The following is a 25,288-nucleotide window of genomic DNA, read 5'->3' as shown; positions in this document are numbered from 1 at the left end:
GCAAAAGCGGCCTCCCCATCGTGCGTGGGGAGGCCGCTTTTGTAGCGCTATGTAGGCCCGGGGGGCTGGCTGGCTAGTCCCGCCAGCCGCGGCCCTGTCCGCCGCGCCCCCGGAACCCGCCGCCGCGGCCGCCGCGGTCGGAATCCCTGCGCGCCGCACCGCCCTTGTCGCGCTGAATGTTGATCAGCTGTCCCGAAATGCGGGTATCGGAAAGCCTGTCTAGCACGGAGCGGTCCATGTTCTTCGGCAGCTCCACGAGCGTGAAGTCACCGCCGATGGTGATACGGCCGAAGTCGCGGGAGTTCAGCCCGCCCTCGTTCGCGAGCGCACCAACGATGGCGCCGGGGCGCACGTGCTGGCGCTTGCCCACATCGAGGCGGTAGGTATCGAAGTTCTCGCTGTCGTCGCCAAAGCGCCCGCGGCCACCGCGCCCGCCGCGATCATCACGGTCGAACCGGTCGCGCCGCCCGCGCCCACCGCGATCATCACGGTCGAACCGGTCGCGCCGCCCGCGCCCACCCCGGTCGTCGCGGTCGAAATCGCGGTCGCGGCGGTCACGCTTGTCCTTCGGCGGCTCCTTCATCAAGAACTCGTCGCCGGCGTTCGCCTGCGCGGCCAGCGCCGCGGCGATGTCGTCCATGGGCACGTCGTTGGCGCTGGAGTATTCGCGCACCATGGCCTTGAACACGTCTTGGTCCTTCGACTCCAGCGACTCCGTGATCGAGTCCATGAACTTCAGCTTGCGGCTCTCGTTGACCTCGTCGACCGTCGGCAAGTCCATCTCTTCGATCGTCGCGTTGGTCACGCGCTCGATAGAGCGCAGCATGCGGCGCTCGCGCGGGGTGACAAACAAGATCGCCTCGCCGGTGCGCCCGGCACGGCCCGTGCGCCCGATGCGGTGGACGTAGCTTTCCGTATCGTTCGGGATGTCGTAGTTGAACACATGGCTGATGCGCTCGACGTCGAGGCCGCGGGCGGCGACGTCGGTGGCCACCAGGATGTCGAGCCGGCCGTCGCGAAGCTGATCGACAGTACGCTCGCGCTGCTGCTGGGCGATGTCGCCGTTGATCGCGGCGGCGGAGAAGCCGCGAGCGCGCAGCTTCTCGGCGAGCTCCTCGGTCTCATGCTTGGTGCGCACGAACACGATCATCGCCTCAAACTCGGTGACCTCGAGGATGCGCGTGATCGCGTCGAGCTTGTTGCGGTGCGCGGTAAACAGGTAGCGCTGCGTGATGTTGGTGTTGGTGCGGGTCTCGGACTTGACCGTCACCTCGGCCGGGTCGTTGAGGTACTGCTTGGAAATCCGGCGGATGCCGTTCGGCATCGTCGCCGAGAACAGCGCGACCTGCTTGTCGTCCGGGGTATCCGCGAGGATGCGCTCGACGTCTTCCTGGAAGCCCATGTTGAGCATCTCGTCGGCCTCATCAAGCACGAGGAAGCGCAGGTTGGAGATGTCCAGCGAGCCCTTCTCCAGGTGGTCGATGACGCGGCCCGGGGTGCCGACGATGATCTGGGCCCCGCGGCGCAGCCCGGAGAGCTGGATGCCGTAGGCCTGGCCGCCGTAGATCGGCAGGACCTGGATCTTGCCCAGGTGGTCGGCGAAGGATTGGAAGGAGTCGGCGACCTGCAGGGCGAGCTCGCGCGTCGGCGCAAGGACGAGCGCCTGCGGGTGGCGCAGCGAAGGATCGATCTGGCTGAGCACGGGCAGCGCGAACGCGGCGGTCTTGCCGGTACCGGTCTGCGCGAGGCCGACGACATCGCGGCCCTCCATGAGCAGCGGGATGGTCTGCGCCTGAATGGGCGAGGGCTGCTCGAAGCCGACCTTCTTCACGGCGTTGACGACGTCTTTCGGCAGGTCGAGGGCTTCGAACCCGTTGGCGGGCTCTTCAGCTACCTCGTCGGCGGGATTCGCCGGGGCAGCCTCGGTAGACGGGGCGTCATCTTCGTTGTGTTCATTCTCAGTGGCGGTGGCTTCGGGCGTGGCCGAAGCGCCGGCGTTCTCAGAATCTCCCGCATCCCTGGTGTCTTCTTCTGCGACAGCCTGCGGGGCATCCTGATTTTCCGACAGTGTCATGTCCGGCTCAAACTCGCTGCCGGTAGCGTTTTCGGAAGTGCTCATTGCTATCCCACACTACGCGAGGCGCGCGAGTATTACTATCTGGGACGTCAGTGCCCCTCACCCTGCCCACCAGTTAAGACAGCGAAGGGACCCGCCCGCCATGACCCAAGCCGCTCGTCCTGCCACGCACCCGACCGCGCCCACCCACGGCAACAAGATCGTGCTCATTGGCGCCGGCGCCGTCGGCATTGCCTACGCCTACGCCCTGCTCAACCAGGGCCTGACTGACCACCTCGCGATTATCGACCTCGACGAGGAGATGGCCTGGGCACAGGTCGAAGACCTCTCCCACTCCGTGCCGTTTTCCGGCCAAAACATCCAGGTTACGGTCGGCACCTACGCCGACTGCCGCGACGCGGCGATCGTGGTGAACTGCGCTGGCGTCGCCCAGCGCGAGGGCGAGACGCGCCTCGACCTCGTGGCCCGCAACATCGCCATCTTCGACGCCATCAACCGCCAGGTGATGGACAACGGCTTCAACGGCATCTACCTCGTGGCCACGAACCCGGTCGACGTGCTCTCCTACGCCACATGGAAACAGACGGGCCTTCCCGCCGCGCAGGTCATCGGTTCCGGCACGGTTCTTGATACCGCACGCTGGCGCCACAACCTCGGGCGCTACTTCGACATCGCGCCGTCGGCCGTACACGCCTACGTCATCGGCGAGCACGGCGATTCCGAGCTGCCGGTGTTGTCGTCGGGAAGTATCGCCGGTGTGCCCATCCCCCGCATCGTGGAGAAAGAAGCAGAGAAGGACCCGCACGTCCATGAGCGCATCGACGAGATGTTCCGCGCCACCCGCGACGCCGCGTACGACATCATCCGCCGCAAGGGCAACACGTCCTACGGCATCGGCTCGGCGCTCGCGCGCATCACGCGGGCGATCCTGCGCAACGAGGACGTCGCCCTGCCCGTCTCCGCGCTCTTGCAGGGAGAGTACGCGCGTGACGACGTCTTCATCGGCACCCCCACCATCCTCAACCGCGGCGGGGTCCGCAACGTCGTCGAGTTGCGCCTCGACCCGGGTGAGTTCGCCCGATTCGACGCCTCCGCCGCGACTCTGCGCCGCGTCATCGAGGACTCGGGACTGGAGGCCTGAGAAAGCTAAGACGCGGGGAACAAAACTTCGCCCAATCGTTTCTGCCGCGATGGCTCTCGCCCTTGTGTATGCCGCTCGATAGGTTTGGCTGCCGAAACCTCAGCGACACCCGGCTGAACTCCCGCATAGCCCACTCGCGATCAGTTGCCCTACAGGTCTCCAGCTTCTTGACTTTCATCAGTTCTGCGCCGATGCGACCTTTTCCGCATCGAGCGGGATGTTGTCCACACAGTCGTGGACCTTGCCCGTTCCTACTGAGGCTGATTCCGAGCCGCACGCTTGTGTGCGTCTGCGCCTGCTGGATGAAGTTGTTAGGACGTTGGCGCGAAGACGAGGTATGGCTGAGCGCCAGCGTCCGTAAGGGAAGCACTGCCAAACGAAAACGCTCTCCCTGGCGGGTACCCCCAGGGAGAGCCTTGCTACGCCTTGCGTATAAGGGCACCTTCGGCCGACTAGTCCTCGGCGCGGGCGTCGCGCGCCCGCTCGAGGTCGCGGCTGCCGCCGAAGAACTTCGCGTGCACCTCGCAGGCCCGCAGGAACTCCCGATGGGCCTGCTCAATATCGGCGCCCGTGACCACCACGGCGTTTGCCTCTCGCTCGAAAAACCCGCGGGTGTCTTCCACCGAGGTCCCGCGCATGAGTTCGGAATCGGCCTCGACGTCGACGGTGGCGGCGTGGGCGTCGACACGCAGGGCGCCCAGCGCCACTTGCGCCGTGAGCAAGTCGTGGACCTGCGCGAGGTAGCCCTCCCCCATCTCGTCGTGGAACTCGAAGTAGAAGCGCATCATCTCCCCAAGCTCGGCGGCAATCGGGGCGGGCCCCAGCGTATCGACGCACCTGCGCAGCGCCGCAGGATCAATCACCATCTGCTCGGTGAGCCCGAGAGAGCACACGGTCACCGGCACAGGCGTGCGGGAAAAAACCTCGGCGGCGGCGTGCGGGTCGACCCAGAAATTCCACTCCGCGCTCGGAGTGGTGTTACCGGGATAGAAAAACGCTCCACCCATGACGGTGATGTGGCGCAGCCGAGCGAAATGGCCCGGGTGGAGCTGCGCGAAGGCCGCGAGGTTGGTCAGCGGCCCGGTGACGATGAGGTGGAGGTCCTCGGTACTGCGCTCGATCGCATCGCACCATAAGGCATCCCAATCGTGCTCCACGTGGCGATCGGGTGCCGTGGCATACCCCACGCCTGTCGGGCCGTGGGTCTCCGGGGTCGTCGTCAAGCTGTAGACGAGGGGGCCCGGCAGACCCGCCGCAAGCGAGACCGTGCGCAGCCCGCACTGCGCGAGCACCCACGCCGCATTAATGGCGCACTGCTCCGCCCCGACGTTGCCGGCGCTCGTGGTCACCGCCTCTAGCTCGATGGCACCCTCGTGGTGCAGTGCTGCGAGGTAGATCAACGCCAGCGAATCGTCAATTCCCGGGTCACAATCGATGATGACGCGCTTGATAGCCCGCACCTCCCTAGTTCTTTTCCGCTGCGAGGGTGTCAACCCCGCGCACCAGCCACACTGCCAAAGACACCGCAGCGATCGCCCCGCACGAAGCAAAAGCGGCGGCAAACCCGACGGACTGCGCCAACATGCCCACGATAATCGGGGCGAAAATCTGGCCCGCGTCCATCGTCATCTGAAACGTCGAGAGTACCTTACCGCCTGAGCGCTCATTGCCGACGATATCCGCCAACGCCGCCTGCTGAGCCGGGTTCATCAACCCGCCGCCCACCCCGGCACAGACGGACATAAGAAGCAGCGCCCACACGCTTGTGGCAAAGCCGAGGAAGCCCGTAAACACCGCTGTAGCGGCCAGGCCTGCGACAATCAGCGGCTTGCGCCCCAACCTATCAGCCAAGCGCCCGGAGAACTGCAACGTAATCGCGGTTCCCACCGCGAACGCTGTGAGCGCCAGACCCGCGGCAGCGGCGCCATTAGCGAAGACGCTGGCCGCGAACAGCGGCAAGACGGACACCCGCGCGCCCAAGTTCGCCCACCCGTTAGCAAAACCAGAGGTCAACAGCGCCTGGTACGTTGGCAACGCAGCGGCGTCTGCAAACCGCATCGGGGGGAGCTTCGGCGGGAGCGGCGCCCGGCGCCTCGGGGAGGAGGTGGCCACCCACACGATCCCCGCGGCCAAAGCAACGCCCGCGCCGTAGACGGCAAACGGGATGCGGTATCCGAGGGAGGCGAGCAGCGCCCCCATGATGGGGCCAATGATGTTGCCGAGCAGGAACGCAGAAGCGTACACCGCGCTCGCGCGGCCGCGGATCGTCGGCGGCGCAACCCTCACAATGAGGGCCTGGGCGGAGAGAGTAAACATCGTCGAGCCAAACCCCGCGATAAAGCGCAAGGCGAAGACGTGCCAATACGCCTGCGCATACGCAACAAAGAACGTAGATACAGCGACGATGAGCAGGCCCGCTATGTAGACAGGCCGGGAGCCGAGCTTATCCACCAGAAGCCCCGCACCCGGCGCACCAAGAAGGCGGGCGGCGGCGAAGACAGAGACCACAGCACCAGCAGCGGCCATGGACACACCAAAGCTTGCCGTGAACTGCGGAAGAATGGGCGCAATAAACCCGTATCCGAGCGCAATGACAAAGGCTGCGGCTGTCAGCACCCAGATGGTGGCCGGGATCTTCGGCGCGGAGGACTGCGAGGGCAACGGTGTAGACATGTCGACCTCAGGGTAGCCCTCACAAGCCATCTCGGTGGCGCGGGGTGGTGCGCGCGGCTTCATTCGAGGTTGGATGACTCTGCAGCTGCGGAGCCTGCGGGGGTGACTCTGCAGCTGCGGAGTCGAGGTGCGGCCGAAAAAACTCCGCAACGCGGAGTCAGCGGGAAGTTCACTCTGCAACTGCGGAGTCGAGGTGCGGCCGGAAAAACTCCGCAATGCGGAGTCCACAGGGGGTGACTCTGCAACTGCGGAGTCGAGGGACGGGCCGGAAAACTCCGCAATGCGGAGTCAGCGGGAGGTTCACTCTGCAGCTGCGGAGTCGAGGGACGGGCCGGAAAACTCCGCAATGCGGAGCCCCCGCCGAGGCCGAAACCCTTCCCACTCTGCAGCTGCAGAGTCACAATCCTCTCCAGAGAGCCCTTCGCGCTCTGGAGATCCGTTGATCACCGACAAACTTTTTAGAACAAATGTTCTACATCCGTTCATGCCGTGTCGCACCGGTGTTCTACTTTTTAAGCCATGACACACACCACTGCCATCGCCCACCGCCATCCCCTCGCCCTCGAAGACCTCCACACCATCATTCACCACCCGCGTTCGCTCGCGCGCCCGAGCGCCGCGTGGCGCCCGCCCGTGAAGGCACTTCCTCCTCTCGATTCCGGACCGAGGCTCTCCGCGGCCATCACTCGTCGTCGTGTCGGTCCACGAGCGAGGGCGCGAATTCAGGGTTGGGGCGAACAACACGTGCCCGCCTATCTCATCGAGATCCGCATCGCAGACCCCACGGGCGTCCCGGTCGACGGCACGCTCGCCCGTGCATGGGTCGACGCACTGGTCACTGAGGAATTTGCCGACGCCGTGCACGCGCTACCCGCCTCGCGAGCGGCTACCTTCGTGTGGCTCGCCGATAGGACGTTCCGGCCGGTGTTTTCCCCAGCCTCAATGTTCGACGGGATGTTTGCCGCCTAAGCCGGCTGCCTAGACCTCGTCGTTGAGCGGGACCTGGGACTCGGGGTCGATGCCGGCCGCGGGGTTGTCTTCGTCTTCGTCGTCGAAATCGAAGTCGTCGTCGAAGCCTTCCTCGTCATCATCATCGACATCGTCAAGCCCTTCGAGCTCGTCATCGAGGCCGTCGCGCCCAAAGATGTCGTAGACCTCGGGCTCGTCGAAGCCATCTTCAACGGGCAGGAGCTGGGCCTCCCACTCCTCGGCTTGGTCGGCGGCGAGCGAGAGGACGTCGAAAAGCCTGTCGAAATCCGCGAAACGGCCGAGATCGAGCACCTCGGCCTCTGCAACGGCCTCAGCGTGGATGGTCTCAAACAGACGCGCCCGGTCCTCGTCGGTGAGCTCGGCATCCCCGTCGGATTCCCACAGCTCCCCGATCGCATCGTCGACAAGGTCATCGTAGCTTTCCGCCAGCGCGACAAAAGTCACAGATGCGCACGGCTCCCCGTCGACAACCTCGACCAAGACCTGCAGCTCGGCGCTCTGTCCCACCTCAGCGCGCATGAGCTGGGTGTTGACCGGGTCGGGGAAGAACTCCAGATCGCTGATCCGTTCGTCGGTCGCCTCGTGCAAGTCGCGGAGCACGGTCACCACTTGGTCTGTGGCGACGTGCTCGCTCACTGTGTTCACCGCGTCCTCGACAGAGAACACGACGGAGACCAGCACGGCCTCAAACTCCTCGTCGTCCTCATCGACGTCGGCCGCGGCGATATAGACGTTCGCGGCCGGCAGGTGCGGGTCAATCTCGACAAATTGGATCTCCACGTCCGCGGTGATCGGGACGAACATGGTCTCATCGTGGACGCGCGATTCGATGCCGTCACGGTCCAATGCGGCGGCGATATCCTCGAAAAAGCTCACGGCGAACCATTCCTTCCAAGTGGGAAAACTCGATGTGTCACGTGCGACGGCCCCAGCCTAGCGGCGAAACGCCCGCCCCGCTGATACACGCGCAGAACTCGCGCCGACCAGACACTCTTTACTCGTCGTCGCTTTCCGGGATATCGAAGCCGAAGAACTCCGCCAGTGACTCCATCAGATCATCGCGATTGTTTCCCCACTGGCGCATGTCAAAGCCCTCCCACGCCCTGCGTTGCGCCGCCTTCGGGTCGTACTCCACCGCAAAACCCTTCCCGAACACCGCTGTCGCGCGGCCCGGGCGATCATCGCGGCGGAAACCGTACTCCGGCCACTTCTCTCCCGGCCTGCCTGTGTGGAAGAACGCGCCCCAATGCGCCTGCATCTCGCGGCTGACCTCTTCGAATGCCTCCCTCGATCCGAAGCGATCTAATTTTGAGACCCGGGTGGCATACGGGTCGCCGAACACCGCGACAAGATCCGCCGAGTGCATCGCGCCGAGCCCCAGCAGGTGCATCGCGGTCGATGCGTAGTCGAACCTGTACATCCAGGTCGGAGCGGAAACACGATGCGCGGTGGCGAGCATGACCGAGGGCGCCCAAAACACTGCATCGGCGATGAGGTCCGCAAAATCGGCGCGCCCGCCTGCGTAGCCGTAGGCCTTGAGCACCATGAGGGCGTTCTCCGCGTCGAAGACCTCCAGGGCCCGGCGCGCAGCGCGCTGCCGCGACCGTGTGGTCTGGTACATCGCCTTGGCAAAGCTCGCCTCGTCGGAATTCGTCCCAATAATCAACGGCACGGAAGCCTGCTCCCCCGCGGCGAACGCATCGATCGGGTGGCGGGGCAGGCTCGACCCATCGACGGTAGGCATAAACGCAGTGTTAAACTGCACGACCTCCTTGCCCGTAAGCATCATCGAGCGGCCAACCCGCACGATATCATCGGCCGGCACGGCGCGTAGGTCGGCCAGTGTTGTATCGCGGGGCAGGGAGAGGCCGTCGATAAGCTTGCGCACCCACATCGCTGCCTGCACGCGCGAGTGCACGCTTGCCGACGGCGGCGACTGCGCAATCGCCCGATGGAACAACCCCCGCGCGGCGGGCGCACACATCAGATGCAGCACCGCCGCGCCCCCGGCGGACTCCCCCATCAAGGTCACCGCGCCGGGGTTGCCACCGAACGCGGCGATGTTGTCGTGCACCCAGCGCAGCGCGAGGATCTGATCGTAGAGCGCGGGGTTAGCCACGCAATCATCGCCCAGCGAACGCATGTCCAAATACCCCAGCGCGCCGAGGCGAAAGTTCACCGAAACGTAGACCACGTTGGTCGATTGGGCCAGGTAGTGGCCCTGCAGGACCTTTTCGTGCGAGGCGCCGGTGACGAAGGTACCGCCGTGAAAATACACCACGACGGGCAGCTCGTCGTCGGTATCCGGGCGCACCACATCGAGCGTGAGGCAATCCTCGCTGCCCACCACGGTCTCCCGCAGGCTCAGCGTCGTCTGCACCGCCGGGGGCGCGTACTCGACGGCCTCCCGCACACCCTCCCACTCGGGGGCAGGGCGCGGCGCGCGGAAGCGCTGCGGGCCGGCCGTCGACGCACCAAAGGGCACCCCGCGCCAGGTGCGCGCGCCGGTGAGCGGGTCGACGACGCCACGCACCTGCCCCGAGGAGGTGCGCACCACGGGACCTTGTTGCGCCACTGCGTTGGCCTCGCTTTCGCATTGCTCAATGTATACGGTATACACCGCTCCGGCGCGCCGCGCGCGGGCGGATCTTCTAGAATGGACCGAGCCGCAGAGACCTATCCAAGGAGAAGACCATGTTCGGGCGCTTTGAATCGCACCACCTGGGTAACGGCCAGGCGGCCTCAGACATTATTACCGACGCCATCCACTCCGACCCCGCGACGCTGGAGGCGCAGGCGGGCTGGATGGGCAAGAGCTTCATCACAGCCGTCGATACCGCCGTCCGGCTGCAATCGTCCAGCATCAAGGCCTACGTCCACTGGCTGCGTCGCCAAAACCCTGAGGCGACCCCGGCGCAGGTGCAAGAAAAGATGGACCGCCACTTCCGCACCACCGTCTCCGGCACGGGCGCCGGCGCGGGGCTTGCCTCGGCCGTGCCCGGCATCGGGCTGGTCACCGGGGCCGCGGCGATCGCGAGTGAATCCGTCGTCTTCCTCGACCTCGCTGCCTTCTACACCGTGGCCAGCGCCTACCTGCGCGGGGTCGACATCGACGATCCGCAGCGCCGCCGCGCCGTCGTGCTCGTCGCCCTCACCGGCGCCCAGGGGCTCGCGATCGTCGACACAATCCTCGGTGCGCAGGGCGGGGTGAGCAACCTCCGCACCCTCTCGCGCTTTTCCGGTCCGACCCTCGTGGAGGCGAACAACATCTTGACGCGCGCCGCGCTGCGCAGCGTGACCAAGCGCCTGCGCCGCGCCTGGCTGGGCAAGTTCCTCCCCTTGGGCGTCGGCGCGGTGGCGGGCACCATGGCCAACCGCAAGCTCGCGCGCGTGGTGCGCGATAACATCGCCTCCTCGCTCGGCCCCCTTCCGCAGCGCTTCGCCGAGGCGCTGCCCGCCACGGAGAGCGAGGAAGAAAAGGACGTCAAGCGGGCCTCCTCGCCGCGGGAGTTCATTGGTTTCGTCGTCTCGGCGATCACGCCCGGCAAGAGCGACGGCAGCGACGGCAGCGGCGACAGCGACGACTCGGCAGCGACAGTGAAGGAGCAAGGCAACGAAAGCGATACGTCGGCCGGCAGGCGGTTCTTCCGCCGTCGGCGCAGCTAGGCCTTTCCCGCGCCTGTTTTACAGAGCGCTTGCGGCCAACCGTGCCGCCGCGGCTGCGGCGTTCGGCGCTGCGATCATCGCCGCTTTTGCACAGGCCTCCCTGCCTGCGCTCACCGGGCGCGCTGTCGACGTAGCCACGGGCGAGGCCGCCGGTTCGGTAGGCCCGATCGCCTGGGCAATGGTGGGGCTCGCGCTGCTGACTTACGCGCTGAGCTGGGTGCGCCGCCACAGCTCAGGGCACCTGGCTGCGAGCTCGCAGCACTGGGTGCGCACAGGCCTGCTTGAAACGCTGCAGCGACTCGACGGGCCGGGCCAAGACGACATCGTCACCGGCGAGATCATCTCGCGCTCGATCTCGGACCTCAACCAGTTCCACGTCGTGCTTGGCTCGGCGCCGATGTTTCTCACGCGCGCGCTGCAGCTCGCCGCCACCCTGGTCATCATGGCGGCGATGGACTTACGCCTCACGGCGCTCTCGCTGGCGTTCATGCCTCTCATTTTGTGGGAAGCCAATCGTTCCCGCCGCGCGCTCTACGCCGCGACCTGGGTCAACCAACACGCCGCCGCGGATGTGGCCAGCCACGTTGAGCAAACGGTCTCCGGCGTACGCGTGGTCAAGGCGTTCGGGCGCGAGGACCGCGAGATCGACCGGCTCGATGAGCTCGGCCGCAGGCTTTACGCAGCGAAGATGCGAACGGCCCGACTCACCGCCCGCTTCCAGCCCGTTTTGTCGCAGCTCCCGAAGCTGGCGCTCGTGGTCACCATCGTCCTCGGCGGCCTCATCGCGGCGGGAGGCGGCATCAGCGTGGGCGGCTTCGTCGCGTTTACCGCCTACCTCTCGTCGATGTCGTCGCTGATGTCGATGCTCACCAACCAGTACGTGCGGCTGCAGATGGGCATGAGCTCGCTCGACCGCCTCGATGAGGTCCTCACCCTCTCGCCGCAGCGCGCGGAGCCCGCCGATGCGCTCTCCCCTCCGCCCGGCGCGTTGGGCATTGAGTTCGACTCCGTGTCCTACTCGTCCGGCGGCGAACGCGTGCTCGACGGGTTCAGCCTCAAAGCGCGCCCCGGCGAGGTCGTCGCGCTCGTTGGACCGGCCGGGGCGGGCAAGTCGATGGCGGTGGCGCTCGCGGGCGCGTTCTACGCCCCAGATGCGGGCAGCATCTCGCTTCTCGACGCCTCAGGGAAACGCACCGATTATTCCCGCCTCCACTCCGCCGACATCCGGTCGAAGGTGACCTGCGTGTTCGACGAGGCGTTTTTGTTCTCTTCCTCCATCCGGGACAACATCGCGATGGACAGCGGCGCGACCGACGCAGAGGTCCGCGCCGCTGCCCGGATGGCTGCTGCGGCGAGCTTCATCGAGGAACTACCGGAGGGCTACGACACCGTCGTCGGCGAGCGGGGCCTCACCCTCTCCGGCGGCCAGCGCCAGCGCATCGCCCTGGCTCGCGCTCTGCTCTCCTCCCCCAAGGTGTTGCTGCTTGACGACGCCACGAGCGCCATCGACGCCGAGACCGAGGCGGTCATCCTCGACAACTTGCGGGCTCACCTCGCGGGCGTGACCGTCATCGCCGTGGCGCACCGCCAATCCACCGTCGATCGCGCCGAGCGCGTCGCCGTAGTCGAGCGCGGCCGCGTCGTCGAGCTCGGCCCGCGCGACGCCGTCGTGGCCACGCCGGCCTACCGCGCGCTGATGGAACCGGATGACGATGCGCCCGCTCGCCCCGCCGTCATCCCCCGCGAGGAGCTGTGGCCGGAAGTGCAGCGCACACCCCGCGTCGGCACCGCCACCCCGGAGCTCCTCGCGCGGATACGCGCACTCCCGCCGGCCACCGAGGACCCGGGGCTTGGAGCCGGCGCGCGCGCTGCGCTGCGCAACCCGGTCGGCGAGTTCAGTCTCTCCCGGTTGTTCCGGGCGGTGCGCTGGCTTATCGCCGCAACCGTCGCGCTGCTCGTCGTCGGCGTGCTTGCCGAGCTCGCGCTGCCCACCTTAATCCGCGCCGCGATCGACAGGGGTATCGTCCCCGGCGATACGGGTGCGCTATGGGTGGTCGGGGCCGCAGCGCTCGGCGTCGTCGTGTGCGCGTGGGCCGCCGAATCCTTGGTTACGACGCTTAGCGCGCGTGCCGGCGAGCGGCTGCTCTACGGGTTGCGCCTGCGCAGCTACGCCCACCTGCAGCAGCTGGGGTTGAGCTACTTCGAGCGCAACCTCTCCGGGCGGATTATGACGCGGATGACCACGGACATCGATACCTTGTCGTCTTTTTTGCAAACCGGCTTGGCCCAGTCGATCGTCGCCGCCGGCACGCTCGTCGGCGTTGTTGTCATGCTCGTGGCCACGGACCGCCAGCTCACGCTGGTCGCGCTCGCGGCCGTGCCCGTCATCGTGGCGGCGACGGTGGTCTTCCGGATCCTCTCCAAGCGCTACTACCATGCCGCCCGCGCGCAGATCTCGCTGGTCAACGGGGAGTTTGCCGAGCGCATCGGCGGGATCCGCATCACCCAGACCCACCGCGCCGAGGCGGCCTCGCTCGCCTCCTTCGCGGCCGCCAGCGAGTCCTACCGCCGCATGCGGATGCGCTCGGTGAACCTCTTGGCCCTCTACTTCCCCGGCATGCAGGCTATCTCCCAGGTGATGACGGCCGCGGTCGTCGGCGCCGGGGCCGGACGGGTGGCTAGCGGGGACCTGAGCGTCGGCGTCCTCGTCGCCTTCACGATGTACCTCGGGTTGCTCTACGGGCCCATCCAACAGCTCGGTGCGCTTTTCGATTCATGGCAGCAGGCCACCGTGAGCTTCGGGCGCATCACGGAGCTGCTCTCCACGCGCACGACCGTGGCGGACACCGGGCGCGCCCCGGGCGCCGCCGAGGCCGCCCGCGGGCCGCTCGAAATGGACGCCGTCTCCTTTTCCTACGACCCGGCCGGGGGTGAGGCGGCGCTCGTGCTGCGCGACGTGACCGTCACCTTCGCGCCGGGCGAGACCGTCGCGCTTGTTGGGCCGACGGGCGCGGGGAAATCGACCATCATCAAACTCCTCGCGCGCTTCTACGACCCGACGGAAGGGGCGATTCGGGCGTCGTCACGCGATATTGCCCGCTTCCCCTTAAAGGACTGGCGCCGCGCGCTCGCGCAGGTGCCGCAGGAGGCGTACCTCTTTCCCGGCACGGTGGCCGAGAACATCGCCTACGGGGTCGACAGGGCAACCGAGGAGCAGATCGAGGCCGCCGTGGCGCGCATCGGCGCCCTGGGGATCATCGCGTCGATCCCCGGCGGGTTCAACCACGACGTCGGCGAGCGCGGGCGGGGCTTGAGCTCCGGGCAGCGGCAGATCATCGCGCTCGCGCGCGCAGAGATGCTCGAGCCGGGCGTCGTGCTCTTCGACGAAGCCACCGCCACCCTCGACCCCGCGACCGAGGCGCTGGTGCTGGAAGCGACCGAACACACCGCCGCCGGGCGCACCGCGATCATCGTTGCCCACCGGCTCGCCACCGCGCGGCGGGCCGACCGAATACTCGTTGTCAACCAAGGACGTATCATGGAAGACGGTTCCCACGACGAGCTCCTGGCAGCTGGAGGGCAATACGCCAGGATGTGGTCCGCCCACCGCTAGCGGGGGTGGTTACCCCGCGTTGTGGGCTGTTCATTAGAGTCGATGACGTTAGCGCAATCAAACACAGAAGTGAGGCGAGCACCTGCCGTGAGCAGCGACAGCACTTTCGGGCAAAACGACTGGTTAGTCGACGAGATGTACCAGCAGTATCAACAGGACCCGAGCTCCGTTGACCCGGAGTGGCGCGACCTGTTTGCACGGGACAGCTCATCAAAGGTCACCTCCGGGGGGAGCGTTGCTACCCCCGCTTCGGGCACGACGTCCGCCGGCGCAGAGCGCAAGAAGACCGATCCCCGTGTCTCCCGCACCACCGGCGCGCCGAGCCAGGACGGCCGCGCAACCCACGTGGACGAAGCGTTAAAGCCGGCCAAACCGGCCCGCAGGAAGACAGCTTCCCCGTTAGAGAAACTCGGCTCCGTGGAGCGCGAGCCCGGCGAGAAGCAGCTCAAGGGCATCTACAAGTCCATCGCCAAGAACATGGATGCGTCTCTGTCGCTGCCGACGGCAACGTCGGTGCGAGACATGCCTGTCAAGCTCATGTTCGAAAACCGCTCCTTGGTCAACGATCACCTCACCCGCACACGGGGCGGCAAGATCTCCTTTACGCACATCATTGGCTACGCCGTGGTCAAGGCAGCCCAGCTCCACCCGGGCATGAACGTCAATTACAAGGTGGAAAACGGCAAGCCGTTCGTCGTCCAGCCGGAGCACATCAACCTCGGCCTCGCCATCGACCTGCCACAGAAGGACGGCACCCGCGCCCTCGTCGTCGCTTCGATCAAAGAGTGCGAGAACCTCTCCTTTGACAAGTTCGTCGAGGGCTACGAAGACATTGTCACCAGGGCCCGGGACAACAAGCTCACCGTCGATGACTTCCAGGGGGTGACCATCCAGCTGACCAACCCCGGCGGCATTGGCACCCGCCACTCCATCCCGCGGTTGACCAACGGTATCGGCACCATCGTCGGCGTCGGGGCGATGGACTACCCCGCTGAGTTCGCCGGCGCCTCCGAGGACCGACTGGCTGAACTCGGTGTGGGCAAGCTCGTGACGCTAACCTCTACCTACGACCACCGCGTGGTCCAGGGCGCGGAGTCGGGCGAGTTCCTGCGCACCATCTCGCAGCTGCTTATCGATGACGCATTCTGGGACGAGATCTTCGCCGCGATGGGCATCCCCTACGCCCCGCTGCGGTGGGCGCAGGACCTGCCGAACTCCGGCATCAACAAGGACACCCGCGTCATGCAGCTCATCGAGGCCTACCGCTCCCGCGGCCACCTCATCGCGGATACGAACCCGCTGAGCTGGCACCAGCCCGGCCTGCCGAAGCCGGATTCGCGCGACCTCGATATGGAGACCCACGGGCTGACTCTGTGGGACCTCGACCGCACGTTCCACGTCGGCGGGTTCGGCGGCAAGGAAACGATGACGCTGCGCGAGGTACTCTCTCGCCTGCGCGCGGCCTACACCCTCCACGTTGGCGCCGAATACACTCACATCCTCGACCGCGACGAGCGCGAGTGGCTGCGCGACCGCATCGAGGCCGGAATGCCGAAGCCGACCAACGCCGAGCAGAAGTACATTCTGCAAAAGCTCAATGCCGCGGAAGCATTTGAGAACTTCCTGCAGACGAAGTACCTCGGCCAGAAGCGCTTCTCCCTCGAGGGCGCGGAGACCCTCATCCCGCTCATGGACGCGGTCATCGACACCGCGGCGGGCCAGGGCCTCGAGGAAGTCGTCATCGGTATGCCGCATCGCGGCCGCCTCAACGTCTTGTTCAACATCGTGGGCAAGCCCGTCTCCACCATCTTCAACGAGTTCGAGGGCAACATGCAGTCCGCCCAGCAGGGTGGCTCCGGCGACGTGAAATACCACCTCGGCTTCGAGGGCGAGCACATCCAGATGTTCGGCGACGGTGAGATCAAGGTCTCGCTCGCTGCCAACCCCTCCCACCTCGAGGCCGTTGACCCGGTCATGGTGGGCATGGCGCGCGCGAAAGACGACGAGGCAAGCCGCACGAAGGGCCGCACGGACCACCCGATCGTGCCGCTCATGCTTCATGGCGACGCCTCCTTCGCCGGGCTTGGCATCGTGCAAGAGACGCTCAACCTGTCCAACCTCACCGGCTACACCGTGGGCGGCACCGTGCACATCGTGGTGAACAACCAGATCGGCTTTACCACTACCCCGGACTCCGGCCGCTCGACGTACTACGCCACCGACCTGGCCAAGGGCTTCGATTGCCCGGTCTTCCACGTCAACGGCGACGACCCCGAGGCTGCGGCCTGGGTCGCGCAGCTCGCCACCGAGTACCGCCGCGAGTTTGGCAAGGACGTCTTCATCGACCTCATCTGCTACCGCCTGCGCGGCCACAACGAGGCCGACGACCCGACGGTGACCCAGCCGCTGATGTACGAGAAGATCCAGGCCCACCCGACGGTGCGCACCCGCTACACCAACGACCTGATCGGCCGCGGCGACATCACCGCCGACGAGGCGGACATCGCCGCGCAGGACTTCCACGACCAGCTGGATTCCGTCTTCTCCGACGTCAAGGCCAGCGAAGGCAAGCCGAGCGAGCAGACGGGCATCACCGAGGCTCAGGAGCTGACCACCGGCCTGAGCACGAACATCTCAAAGGAGACCTTCGCCCGCCTGGCCGACGCGTACGCCAACTTGCCGGCGGACTTCACGCCGAACAAGCGGCTGAACTCGGTGTTGAAGAAGCGTGGGGCGTCGCTAAGCGAAGGCGACATCGACTGGGGCTGGGGCGAGCTGCTCGCCTTCGGCTCGCTCGCCGAGCAGGGCAAGCTCGTCCGTCTCGCCGGCGAGGACTCCCAGCGCGGCACGTTTACCCAGCGCCACGCTGTGCTCTACGACCCGGAGACCGGAGACCTGCTCAACCCGCTCGACGTCAACGCGGTCAACGCCGGCAACGGCGGGCGCTTCCAGGTGTTTAACTCGGCGCTTACCGAATACGCAGGCCTCGGCTTCGAGTACGGCTACACCATTGGCAACCGTTCAGCGGTCGTCGCGTGGGAGGCCCAGTTCGGCGACTTCGCCAACGGCGGCCAGACCATCATCGACGAATACATCTCCTCCGGCGAGACGAAGTGGGGCCAGCTCTCCGGGCTCATCGCCCTTCTCCCCCACGGATACGAGGGCCAGGGACCGGATCACTCCTCGGCGCGCATCGAGCGCTTCCTGCAGCTCGTCGCCGAGGGCTCAATGACGGTTGCTCAGCCGTCTACCCCGGCGAACCACTTCCACCTCCTGCGTCGCCAGGCCCTCGGCGACATGAAGCGTCCGCTCATCGTCTTCACCCCGAAGTCGATGCTGCGCAACAAGGCCGCGGTCTCGCAGCCGTCCGACTTCATCGAGGTCGATCGATTCCAGTCCGTCATCGACGATCCCTTCTTCGTCGAGCGCGGAAACACCAAGGTCGCAGGCGCGGACCACTCGAAGGTGACCACGATCCTCCTGTGCTCGGGCAAGATCTACTGGGAGCTGGACAAGCGCCGCCAGAAGGACAAGCGCGACGACGTGGCCATCGTGCGCATCGAGATGCTCCACCCCATCCCGTTCAACCGCCTCTCCGACGCGTTTGCCAACTACCCCAACGCGAAGCAGATCCGGTTTGTTCAGGATGAGCCCGCCAACCAGGGCCCGTGGCCGTTCTACAACGAGCACCTGCGCCAGCTCGTGGACAATATGCCGGAGATGGTCCGCGTCTCCCGCCGCTCCCAGTCGACGACGGCGACCGGCGTGGCCAAGGTGCACCAGCAGGAAGAGCGCCAGCTCATCGACGAGGCCTTCGCCGTCTAGCTTCCTGCCGCGCTGGCTAGACGGGCGGCTGGTCGAGCAGCTTGTCCGAGGCGCCGGACTCGCCTTCCTCGATGGACTGCGGGTCCACGCCAACCTTGGTGTGCTCGAGCATCCAGGACGCGACGACACGGCGCACTGGCGCTCCCCCCTCGACCTCGCCGACCATCGCGTCGAGGTCGTCGGTGCTGATCACACGGTTGACAAAGTTCAATCGGTTGACCTGTCCCCGGTTAAGTTCGGTCTTGCGAAACACCGGGATGATATTCATCGGCAGAGTCCCCTCGCCTCGCTGAGCGCCCTTTTCGGCGCAGCCCTCGGCGGGCGAGGGGTCGATCGTCATCACCCCGCCGGGAAAGGTGCCCACGGCGTCTTCGTAGACGGCCTTGGAGGCGGAGTCGTCGTTCATATCGCCCGCCGTTTCGTCTTCCTCGATGTCGCGCTGCGTCTCTTCGGCGAGCGCCGGGTTGAGCTGCCCGAGGATCTCGCCCGTGCACGCGATGGCCACGTCCGCCTCTCCCGTTCCCACGAGGTCAACAGCCGTAGTCCCCGCCGCCGCTGGGAGCCGCTCAACCGTGGCGGGCTGGCCGACGGAGACGAGCAGGGCGCGGTAGATCTCCCCTAAGACCTCCTGCTCGACGGAATCGGGCTTAATCCCGATGATGTATCCCTCCGCGGCGGTCTCCGCGGGGCGGCCGCACGCGCCGAGCGCACACACCGCCGCGGCGCACAGGGCGACGGCGGCGGTGGTGGTGAATCCAGGTCGGGTGAGCATGGGCTCATCCTACCCGGGGCGGTAGTTCTCGCTGCGGGAGGCTATTGCGCGTCCTTGGCGGGCGCGAAACCCATCTCCGCGATCATGTCGCGGGCGCGCGGTGCGGACTGCGGGTCGCAGATGATGTCGTAGCGCCCGGCGACGATGGTGGTCATCGAGGCGAAGTCACGCTTACCGCCCGTCAGGGCGTAGCCGACGGCCGCGAAAATGAGGCCGAAGACCGCGCCGATGAGGATGGACCAGCCGAAGATGCCCCAGCCCGTGCCGGGCAGGGCGAACAGGGCGAAGATCAGGCCGATGAAGAGGCCGAACCACGCGCCCGAGAGGGCCCCGGAGAGGAGAATGCGCGGCCAGGTGAGCCGGCCGGTGACGTTTTCAACCTGCATGAGGTCGACGCCGACGATCTTGAGGTCTTCAACGCTAAACTCGTGGTCCGAGAGCCCGTCGACGGCGCGTTGCGCCTCTTCGTAGGTGTCGAAGGAACCAACCGGCCACCCGGCGGGGCGGACGCGGGCGATGTCCTGGCGAATGTTGTGCTGGGAATTGGATTGTGCACTAGTCATAGGTGAGAGTTTACACATTTTTCGGTCGACCGTATGGCGCCCGCCGCTAGCTGCGCGCTTATACTTGCACTCAATGACTGAGCAACTCTCCACGCAACAGGTACTCGAGGCCCTCTCCCGTGTCGAAGACCCCGAGATCGGCCGGCCGATCACCGAGCTCGACATGATCGAATCGGTTTCTATCGACGGCTCTGACGTCTCCGTCGGCATCTACCTCACCATCGCGGGGTGCCCAATGCGCGAGACGATCCACTCGAACGCACGGGCCGTTCTTGAAGAACTCAACGGGGTCAGTAGCGTCGACGTGCACATGCACACGATGAGCGACGAGCAGCGCCGGGCGCTGAGCCAGAAGCTGCGCGGCACCCAGGCCACCCCCTCGATCCCGTTCGCGGACCCCGACTCGCGCACCCGCGTCTTTGCTGTGGCGTCCGGCAAGGGCGGAGTGGGCAAGTCTTCCATGACGGTCAACCTTGCCGTCGCGCTCGCCGCCGAAGGGCTTACGGTGGGCGTGCTCGACGCCGATATCTACGGGCATTCCGTCCCCGGCCTGCTTGGCTCGGCGGGCCAGGCCCCCACACTTGTCGACGACATGATCATGCCCCCCATCAGTCACGGCGTTCGGCACATCTCCGTCGGCCAGTTCGTCGATGGCAACGCCCCAATCGTGTGGCGCGGGCCGATGCTCACCCGCGCGATCCAGCAGTTCCTCAGCGACGTCTATTGGGGTGACCTCGACGTCTTGCTGCTCGATCTGCCTCCCGGCACGGGAGATGTGGCCATCACGGTCGCCCAGCTCATCCCCAACGCCCAGCTCATCGTCGTGACCACCCCACAGTCCGCCGCCGCAGAGGTCGCCGAGCGGGCGGGGACGATCTCGCAGCAGACCGGGCAGCCCATCGCTGGAGTGATCGAGAACATGTCCGCCATGGTCTTGCCGGACGGCACCGTCTTAGACGTCTTTGGCACCGGCGGCGGGGAGGCCGTGGCCCAGCGATTGAGCGCTTTGACCGACTCCGCCGATGTCGAGCTGCTCGGTTCCGTTCCGCTCGATCCGCGGCTGCGCACCCATGGTGACGACGGCACCCCCGTCGTGCTCTCGGAGCCGGATTCGCCTTCGGCGCGCGCGATTGCCGCGATCGCGGCGAAGCTCAAGGTGCGCCGCTCCACTCTGGTGGGAAAGAGCCTCGGGGTAAGCCCCCGCTAGGTGATATCCGCCCAGGAAAAACTGGCGCCACCCTCGCGCTTCGGCGCGGGCGCGCCCTGCTCCGGACGGGGGCGCGGTCCTGAGCCCGCCGGGGGCCTGGGCGGGGCCGTCGATGCGTCGCCAAGCTGGCTGCGCGGGTCGAAATCCTCGAAGAAGCTCTCGTCACCATCGAGAAAGACCTTCGTGATCGCCTTGCGCGGCCCCATGGCCGCGTACTCGGTAACGGTGCTGAGAGGTTGGCGCAACTCGTCGAAACCCCCGAGCTCGCCATCGAGTTCCTTGCGCGCGTTGGCGATGGCCTTGCGCGCCGCGTAGATGCCCGCGCGGACGTCCTTGATCACCTCAGGGAGGCGCTCGGGGCCGATCACGATCAGCCCGATGATGACGATGAAGAAGATCTCGCCCCAACCGATGCTTGAAAACACGGCCTATACTCTACCCCTTTGTCCCGCCGTGACCGCGCCCGAGCAGCGCCCGGTACGCCCCGCCCACGAACTCGGCAACGCTGTAGGGCTCCCGGCGATCGACATAGCTGATGTCCTGCCCGGCAGATTCGGCCGGCAGCTTCGCCAGCCTTTCCACCAGCGCCAACGGGGCACGGACCTCCCCGTCGGCGTCGCAGTGGCGCAGCCTCTCCGCGGCGGCGCGCTGCTCGCTGACCGCCCCGCGGCACTCCTCGCACTTGACAATGTGCACTCGGGCGCGGTGCAGCGCCGTCGGGGAGAGCTCGGAGTCTGCGAACGCGGCGACGGCTTCGGGGCTGAGGTGGTCGGTGGAAGAAAACGGACGCTTCTTCCGCGGCGGCTCTCCCGGGCGGGGAATCGCCATGGCGGGGCCTCCTTCAATCAAGCGTTGAGATCTCACCCCATGCTACCGGCTTTGGATGAGTTCCCGGGCGCTCTCGTCGCGCGCCGCCTGTTCCTCGAGGCTTAATCGCAGCTGCGTGCGGCCGCGGTGGATGCGCGAGCGCACCGTGCCCATCTTCACCCCGAGTGTCTCCGCGATCTCCTCGTAGGTCATCCCCACCACGTCGCACAGGACGACGGCGACGCGAAAATCCGGGCCTAAGCCATCGAGCGCCTTCTGCAGCGCAGGGTCGAGGTTAGCGACGGAATACGCCTGCTCCGGCGTCATATCCGTGCCCGGCACGCGCTCGTAGTCCTCCGGCAGGGCCTCCATGCGAATCTTCGCGCGGTGGCGCACCATATCGAGGAAGAGGTTTGTGGTGATGCGGTGCAGCCACCCCTCGAAGGTTCCCGGCTTGTAGGACTTCAGGCTGCGGAAGACGCGCATGAAGGTCTCCTGGGTGAGGTCCTCTGCGTCGTGCTGATTACCAGAGAGACGAAACGCCAGCCGGTAGACGCTATCGGCGTGCTCCTCGACCAGCTCGGCCCAGCTCGGCATCCGGCCCACGCCCGCGTCGAACGCGGCGGTTCCTTCGAGAACGTCTGGCGAGGAGGCGGCGGGGGCGGTATCCGGGGCGGGCAGCGGGTCCATGCACCAATGTTTTCACGCCGCTATCGAAAAATCCAGAAATGCGGCTTTTAAATGCCTGTAGACCGAGCAGGTGCACCGGAGCGGGGCGCGCGGTGCGGCCTAAGATGTGGCCTAAGATAGGGGCGTGAGTGATTCCGCCTTTACCTTAATGTCCGACTACATTTCTTCGCGCCCCGCGCCCGGCGCGGCCGCCGGGGTCGAGTTCGCGCGCACCGACGCTGAAGAAAACGCCTTGAGCGTGCCAAGCGCGGCGACGTTGTCGCTCCTCAGCGCCCTCGCCGCGGGCGGGTCGGCGGCACACGGCACGCACGGCGCGGTCGCGGTCACCCCGGCAGCCGGGGCCGTCGGGCTGAGCATCCTCCACGGTCTTGCAGAAAAAGCCGCGGTGACCTGCATTGATCCGGAGGCCGCGCACCAAGCCAGCGCGCGCGAGGCCTTCCGGCTGGCCGGTTTCCCTGCCTCCCGCGCGCGCTTCCTCACCGCACGCCCCCTCGACGTCATGGGGCGACTCGCCCCCGCGTCCTACCGCCTGGTCTATCTCGACGTCGACCCGGTCGAGTTCGGCCCGGCCATCGATGTCGCCTGGCCGCTCGTCGCGCAGGGCGGCACTGTGGTCATCGCGGGCTCGCTTCTCGACGGCACCGTGGCCGACCCCACCCGGCGCGACCGCGCCACCGAGGCAGCACGCGCCGCCGACGCGGCCGCCGAGGAGCTCTCCGAGAGCGGCGCCGCCACCATCGCCCGCCTGCCGCTCGACGGCGGGCTGACCTTGATAACGAAACGCTAGCTAGATCACTTCGTTTTTGCCGACGACGACGACCCCGTTGTCGGAGACGGTAAACCGCCCGCGGTCGCGCTCGAGGTCGACGCCGACGATCTCCCCATCGGAGACGTAGACGTTCTTATCGAGAATGGCGCGGCGCACCACTGCGCCTTTACCCACACGCACGCCCGGCAACAGGACGGATCCTTCCACCGTCGCGCCCTCCTCCACGAGCACGTCCGTGGAGACAACCGAGTTGCGCACCGTCGCACCGGAGACGATCGAGCCGGAGGCCACGATCGATTCCTGCGCGATGCCGCCGAGGACGAACTTTGCGGGAGGTAGATTGTCCTCCTCTGTGGAGTGGATCGGCCACGCCTTGTTGTAGAGGTTGAAAATCGGGTGCGAAGAGATGAGGTCCATGTGCGCGTCGTAGAACGAGTCAATGGTGCCGACGTCGCGCCAATAGCCCTTGTCACGCTCTGTCGCGCCGGGGACCTCGTTGCTCGAAAAGTCGTAGACGTGGGCGCGGCCCTTGCCCACGAAATAAGGGATGATATCCCCGCCCATGTCGTGGGCGGATTCGTCGTTCTTTTCGTCCTCAAGCAGCGCATCGATGAGCGCCTCGGTGGAGAAGACGTAGTTGCCCATCGAGGCAAACGTGGCCTCCGGGTCGTCCGGTGTACCCGGAGGGTCGGCCGGCTTTTCGAGGAATTCCGTAATGGCACCGGTCTCATCGGCCTGAATGCAGCCAAACGCCGTCGCCTCACGGCGCGGCACGCGGATGCCGGCCACGGTCGCGTCCATGCCGGAGGCGATGTGGTCCTCGACCATCTGAGAGGGGTCCATACGGTAGACGTGGTCAGCGCCGAAAACGAGGACGTAGTCCGGCTTGTCGTCGTAGATCAGGTTGAGCGACTGCACAATCGCGTCCGCCGAGCCCGAGAACCAGCGCTTGCCGCGCCGCTGCTGGGCGGGCACGGAGGCGATATATTGCGGCGTGGGGCCGGAGACGTTCCATGCCGTGGCCACGTGGCGGTCGAGCGAGTGCGACTTGTACTGGGTGAGCACGGCAATGCGCATGTATCCGGCATTGACCAGGTTCGACAACACGAAGTCGATGAGCCTGTAATTTCCGGCGAAGGGAACGGCGGGCTTGGCGCGGTCGGCAGTCAGCGGAAAGAGCCGCTTCCCTTCGCCGCCCGCGAGGACGATGGCGAGAACTCGGGGCTGTGTCTTCACAGTGATTAAGCTTATTGAATCCCGCGTCATCATGCACGCAAACGCGGGGATCCATGCAGCCTGCCGGTTTCCTCACTAAGCTCGGCAGTCATGAAAGTGGGAATGTTCACGCGGGAATACCCGCCGGAGGTATACGGCGGAGCAGGGGTGCACGTCACCGAGCTCACCCGTTTCATGCGCCGAATCGACGACGTTGACGTCGACGTGCACTGCATGGGTGCGCCGCGCGATGAGGACGGTGTGATCGTCCACGGCGTCGACCCCGAGCTCGAGGGGGCAAACGGCGCGATCAAGACACTGTCCACGGGACTGCGCATCGCGAACGCCGCACGCGACCTTGACGTCGCCCATTCCCATACCTGGTACGCGGGCCTGGGGGGCCACCTCACCGGCCTGCTCTACGACATCCCCCACGTGGTCACCGCACACTCGCTTGAACCGGACCGGCCGTGGAAACGGGAGCAGCTCGGCGGCGGCTACGACGTGTCGTCCTGGTCCGAGAAAAACGCCATGGAATACGCCGATGCTGTCATTGCTGTCTCCACAGGGATGCGCGAGGCGATCCTGCGCGCCTACCCGCGGATAGACGCCTCCCGGGTCCATGTCGTGCTCAACGGCGTCGACACGCAGAAGTGGTTCCCGGGCAAGGGCGACATCGCGGCGGGGCTCGGCGTGGACGAATCCCGTCCGATTGTCGCCTTCGTCGGCCGCATCACGCGGCAAAAGGGCGTCAACCACCTGCTCAAGGCCGCCGCTCACTTCGACGATGGCATCCAGCTGGTCTTGTGCGCCGGGGCCCCGGATACCCCTGAGATCGCCGCGGAGACCCAGACTCTAGTCGACGAGCTCTCTCGTCGGCGCGGGGGAATCCACTGGATCAAGGACATGCTGCCGCCGGAGAAGATCCGAGAGGTCTACGCCGCCGCCGACATCTTCGTCTGCCCCTCAATCTACGAACCGCTGGGCATCGTCAACCTCGAAGCAATGGCGTGCGGCACAGCCGTGGTCGCCTCACGCGTCGGCGGCATCCCAGAGGTCGTCGTCGACGGCGAAACCGGAGTGTTGGTGGACTACTCCGAAGCTGACCCGGCCGCATTCGAGCGCGGCCTCGCCGAGGCCGTCAACGCTCTGGCCGCCGATTCCGACCGCACGCAGGCGATGGGGCAGGCCGGGCTCGCGCGGGTGCACAAGGACTTCACCTGGGACGCGATCGCACGCCAGACCGTCGATGTATACCGAAGCTTGATCTAAGTGAAGGA

Annotated in this window: 19 protein-coding genes; 8 read left to right on the top strand and 11 right to left on the bottom strand. The window is 66.4% G+C overall.

The genetic code is table 11. From position 1 onward, the window contains the following. Positions 1–73 precede the first annotated feature (73 nt). Entirely contained in the window at positions 74–2,119 is a 2,046-nt protein-coding gene (locus C3E79_RS04350; RefSeq protein ID WP_108403817.1) for a DEAD/DEAH box helicase, read from the bottom strand. A gap of 100 nt (positions 2,120–2,219) precedes the next feature. On the opposite strand from C3E79_RS04350, the gene C3E79_RS04345 reads away from it, so the two are divergent. After that, on the top strand, positions 2,220–3,218 hold the full coding sequence (locus C3E79_RS04345) for an L-lactate dehydrogenase (RefSeq protein ID WP_108403816.1): 999 nt from the start codon (positions 2,220–2,222) through the stop codon (positions 3,216–3,218). A 452-nt stretch (positions 3,219–3,670) separates the two neighbouring features. Here the strand turns inward: C3E79_RS04345 and C3E79_RS04340 are convergent, their stop codons facing one another. Then, positions 3,671–4,669: a nucleoside hydrolase gene (locus C3E79_RS04340; RefSeq protein ID WP_108405050.1), complete on the bottom strand. Its 999-nt coding sequence runs from the start codon at positions 4,667–4,669 to the stop codon at positions 3,671–3,673. Between the two features lie 13 nt (positions 4,670–4,682). Continuing rightward, positions 4,683–5,891, bottom strand: coding sequence for an MFS transporter (locus C3E79_RS04335; RefSeq protein ID WP_108405049.1), 1,209 nt, complete (start codon positions 5,889–5,891; stop codon positions 4,683–4,685). Positions 5,892–6,410: 519 nt separating this feature from the next. Here C3E79_RS04335 and C3E79_RS04330 point away from each other — a divergent pair. Then, positions 6,411–6,860, top strand: coding sequence for a hypothetical protein (locus C3E79_RS04330; RefSeq protein ID WP_108403815.1), 450 nt, complete (start codon positions 6,411–6,413; stop codon positions 6,858–6,860). Between the two features lie 9 nt (positions 6,861–6,869). Here the strand turns inward: C3E79_RS04330 and C3E79_RS04325 are convergent, their stop codons facing one another. After that, positions 6,870–7,757: a DNA primase gene (locus C3E79_RS04325; protein WP_108403814.1), complete on the bottom strand. Its 888-nt coding sequence runs from the start codon at positions 7,755–7,757 to the stop codon at positions 6,870–6,872. Between the two features lie 118 nt (positions 7,758–7,875). Continuing rightward, on the bottom strand, positions 7,876–9,456 hold the full coding sequence (locus tag C3E79_RS04320) for a carboxylesterase/lipase family protein (protein ID WP_179948318.1): 1,581 nt from the start codon (positions 9,454–9,456) through the stop codon (positions 7,876–7,878). 119 nt (positions 9,457–9,575) lie between these two features. Between C3E79_RS04320 and C3E79_RS04315 the strand changes: the two genes are divergently transcribed. From C3E79_RS04315 to C3E79_RS04305, 3 genes are all read left to right on the top strand, one after another. Beyond that, positions 9,576–10,547 carry a hypothetical protein gene (locus tag C3E79_RS04315; RefSeq protein WP_235840699.1) on the top strand — a complete coding sequence of 324 codons (972 nt, stop codon included), beginning with the start codon at positions 9,576–9,578 and terminating at the stop codon, positions 10,545–10,547. A gap of 13 nt (positions 10,548–10,560) precedes the next feature. Further along, positions 10,561–14,160 (top strand): ABC transporter ATP-binding protein, encoded by a 3,600-nt coding sequence (locus tag C3E79_RS04310; RefSeq protein WP_179948336.1) that lies wholly within the window; start codon positions 10,561–10,563, stop codon positions 14,158–14,160. 87 nt (positions 14,161–14,247) lie between these two features. Then, positions 14,248–17,985 carry a multifunctional oxoglutarate decarboxylase/oxoglutarate dehydrogenase thiamine pyrophosphate-binding subunit/dihydrolipoyllysine-residue succinyltransferase subunit gene (locus C3E79_RS04305; RefSeq protein WP_108403811.1) on the top strand — a complete coding sequence of 1,246 codons (3,738 nt, stop codon included), beginning with the start codon at positions 14,248–14,250 and terminating at the stop codon, positions 17,983–17,985. A gap of 16 nt (positions 17,986–18,001) precedes the next feature. On the opposite strand, the gene C3E79_RS04300 is transcribed toward C3E79_RS04305, so the two are convergent. Both C3E79_RS04300 and C3E79_RS04295 read right to left on the bottom strand, forming a co-directional pair. Continuing rightward, entirely contained in the window at positions 18,002–18,757 is a 756-nt protein-coding gene (locus C3E79_RS04300) for a hypothetical protein (protein ID WP_108403810.1), read from the bottom strand. Positions 18,758–18,798: 41 nt separating this feature from the next. Further along, positions 18,799–19,320, bottom strand: a complete 522-nt coding sequence (locus C3E79_RS04295; protein WP_108403809.1) for a YflT domain-containing protein — start codon at positions 19,318–19,320, stop codon at positions 18,799–18,801. A gap of 73 nt (positions 19,321–19,393) precedes the next feature. Here C3E79_RS04295 and C3E79_RS04290 point away from each other — a divergent pair, with 73 nt between their 5' ends. After that, positions 19,394–20,527, top strand: coding sequence for an Mrp/NBP35 family ATP-binding protein (locus tag C3E79_RS04290; protein WP_108403808.1), 1,134 nt, complete (start codon positions 19,394–19,396; stop codon positions 20,525–20,527). On the opposite strand, the gene tatB is transcribed toward C3E79_RS04290, so the two are convergent. Genes tatB through sigE form a run of 3 tightly spaced genes read right to left on the bottom strand, consistent with a single transcriptional unit; the run spans position 20,524 to position 22,024 of the window. Continuing rightward, complete coding sequence (gene tatB, locus C3E79_RS04285; protein WP_108403807.1) at positions 20,524–20,952, bottom strand: Sec-independent protein translocase protein TatB; 429 nt, start codon at positions 20,950–20,952, stop codon at positions 20,524–20,526. The two genes, C3E79_RS04290 and tatB, sit on opposite strands and share 4 nt — an antisense overlap. Positions 20,953–20,962: 10 nt before the next feature. Then, positions 20,963–21,355 carry an anti-sigma factor gene (locus tag C3E79_RS04280; RefSeq protein ID WP_108403806.1) on the bottom strand — a complete coding sequence of 131 codons (393 nt, stop codon included), beginning with the start codon at positions 21,353–21,355 and terminating at the stop codon, positions 20,963–20,965. A 42-nt stretch (positions 21,356–21,397) separates the two neighbouring features. Next, positions 21,398–22,024, bottom strand: a complete 627-nt coding sequence (sigE, locus tag C3E79_RS04275; protein ID WP_108403805.1) for an RNA polymerase sigma factor SigE — start codon at positions 22,022–22,024, stop codon at positions 21,398–21,400. A 124-nt stretch (positions 22,025–22,148) separates the two neighbouring features. Here sigE and C3E79_RS04270 point away from each other — a divergent pair, with 124 nt between their 5' ends. Further along, the gene (locus tag C3E79_RS04270) at positions 22,149–22,811 is read left to right on the top strand and encodes an O-methyltransferase (protein WP_235840698.1); all 663 of its coding nucleotides are present in this window, start codon (positions 22,149–22,151) and stop codon (positions 22,809–22,811) included. Here the strand turns inward: C3E79_RS04270 and glgC are convergent, their stop codons facing one another. Next, positions 22,812–24,059 carry a glucose-1-phosphate adenylyltransferase gene (glgC, locus tag C3E79_RS04265; RefSeq protein ID WP_412778875.1) on the bottom strand — a complete coding sequence of 416 codons (1,248 nt, stop codon included), beginning with the start codon at positions 24,057–24,059 and terminating at the stop codon, positions 22,812–22,814. It lies immediately after the preceding gene. 60 nt (positions 24,060–24,119) lie between these two features. Between glgC and glgA the strand changes: the two genes are divergently transcribed. After that, the gene (glgA, locus tag C3E79_RS04260; protein ID WP_179948317.1) at positions 24,120–25,280 is read left to right on the top strand and encodes a glycogen synthase; all 1,161 of its coding nucleotides are present in this window, start codon (positions 24,120–24,122) and stop codon (positions 25,278–25,280) included. The last annotated feature ends 8 nt before the right edge of the window (positions 25,281–25,288 follow it).

The organism is Corynebacterium liangguodongii, assembly GCF_003070865.1.
Lineage (GTDB): Bacteria > Actinomycetota > Actinomycetes > Mycobacteriales > Mycobacteriaceae > Corynebacterium > Corynebacterium liangguodongii.
The sequence above is the reverse complement of the archived record's forward strand: the minus strand, read 5'-3'. Positions and strand labels throughout refer to the sequence as shown.

Excerpts from the sequence above, each read along its gene's own strand:
- sigE (WP_108403805.1), bottom strand. The coding sequence starts at position 22,024 with ATGGACCCGCTGCCCGCCCCGGATACCGCCCCCGCCGCCTCCTCGCCA.
- C3E79_RS04290 (WP_108403808.1), top strand. The coding sequence starts at position 19,394 with ATGACTGAGCAACTCTCCACGCAACAGGTACTCGAGGCCCTCTCCCGT.
- C3E79_RS04315 (WP_235840699.1), top strand. The coding sequence starts at position 9,576 with ATGTTCGGGCGCTTTGAATCGCACCACCTGGGTAACGGCCAGGCGGCC.
- glgA (WP_179948317.1), top strand. The coding sequence starts at position 24,120 with ATGAAAGTGGGAATGTTCACGCGGGAATACCCGCCGGAGGTATACGGC.
- C3E79_RS04280 (WP_108403806.1), bottom strand. The coding sequence starts at position 21,355 with ATGGCGATTCCCCGCCCGGGAGAGCCGCCGCGGAAGAAGCGTCCGTTT.
- C3E79_RS04350 (WP_108403817.1), bottom strand. The coding sequence starts at position 2,119 with ATGAGCACTTCCGAAAACGCTACCGGCAGCGAGTTTGAGCCGGACATG.
- C3E79_RS04345 (WP_108403816.1), top strand. The coding sequence starts at position 2,220 with ATGACCCAAGCCGCTCGTCCTGCCACGCACCCGACCGCGCCCACCCAC.
- C3E79_RS04335 (WP_108405049.1), bottom strand. The coding sequence starts at position 5,891 with ATGTCTACACCGTTGCCCTCGCAGTCCTCCGCGCCGAAGATCCCGGCC.
- C3E79_RS04295 (WP_108403809.1), bottom strand. The coding sequence starts at position 19,320 with ATGACTAGTGCACAATCCAATTCCCAGCACAACATTCGCCAGGACATC.
- C3E79_RS04300 (WP_108403810.1), bottom strand. The coding sequence starts at position 18,757 with ATGCTCACCCGACCTGGATTCACCACCACCGCCGCCGTCGCCCTGTGC.
- C3E79_RS04330 (WP_108403815.1), top strand. The coding sequence starts at position 6,411 with ATGACACACACCACTGCCATCGCCCACCGCCATCCCCTCGCCCTCGAA.
- glgC (WP_412778875.1), bottom strand. The coding sequence starts at position 24,059 with ATGACGCGGGATTCAATAAGCTTAATCACTGTGAAGACACAGCCCCGA.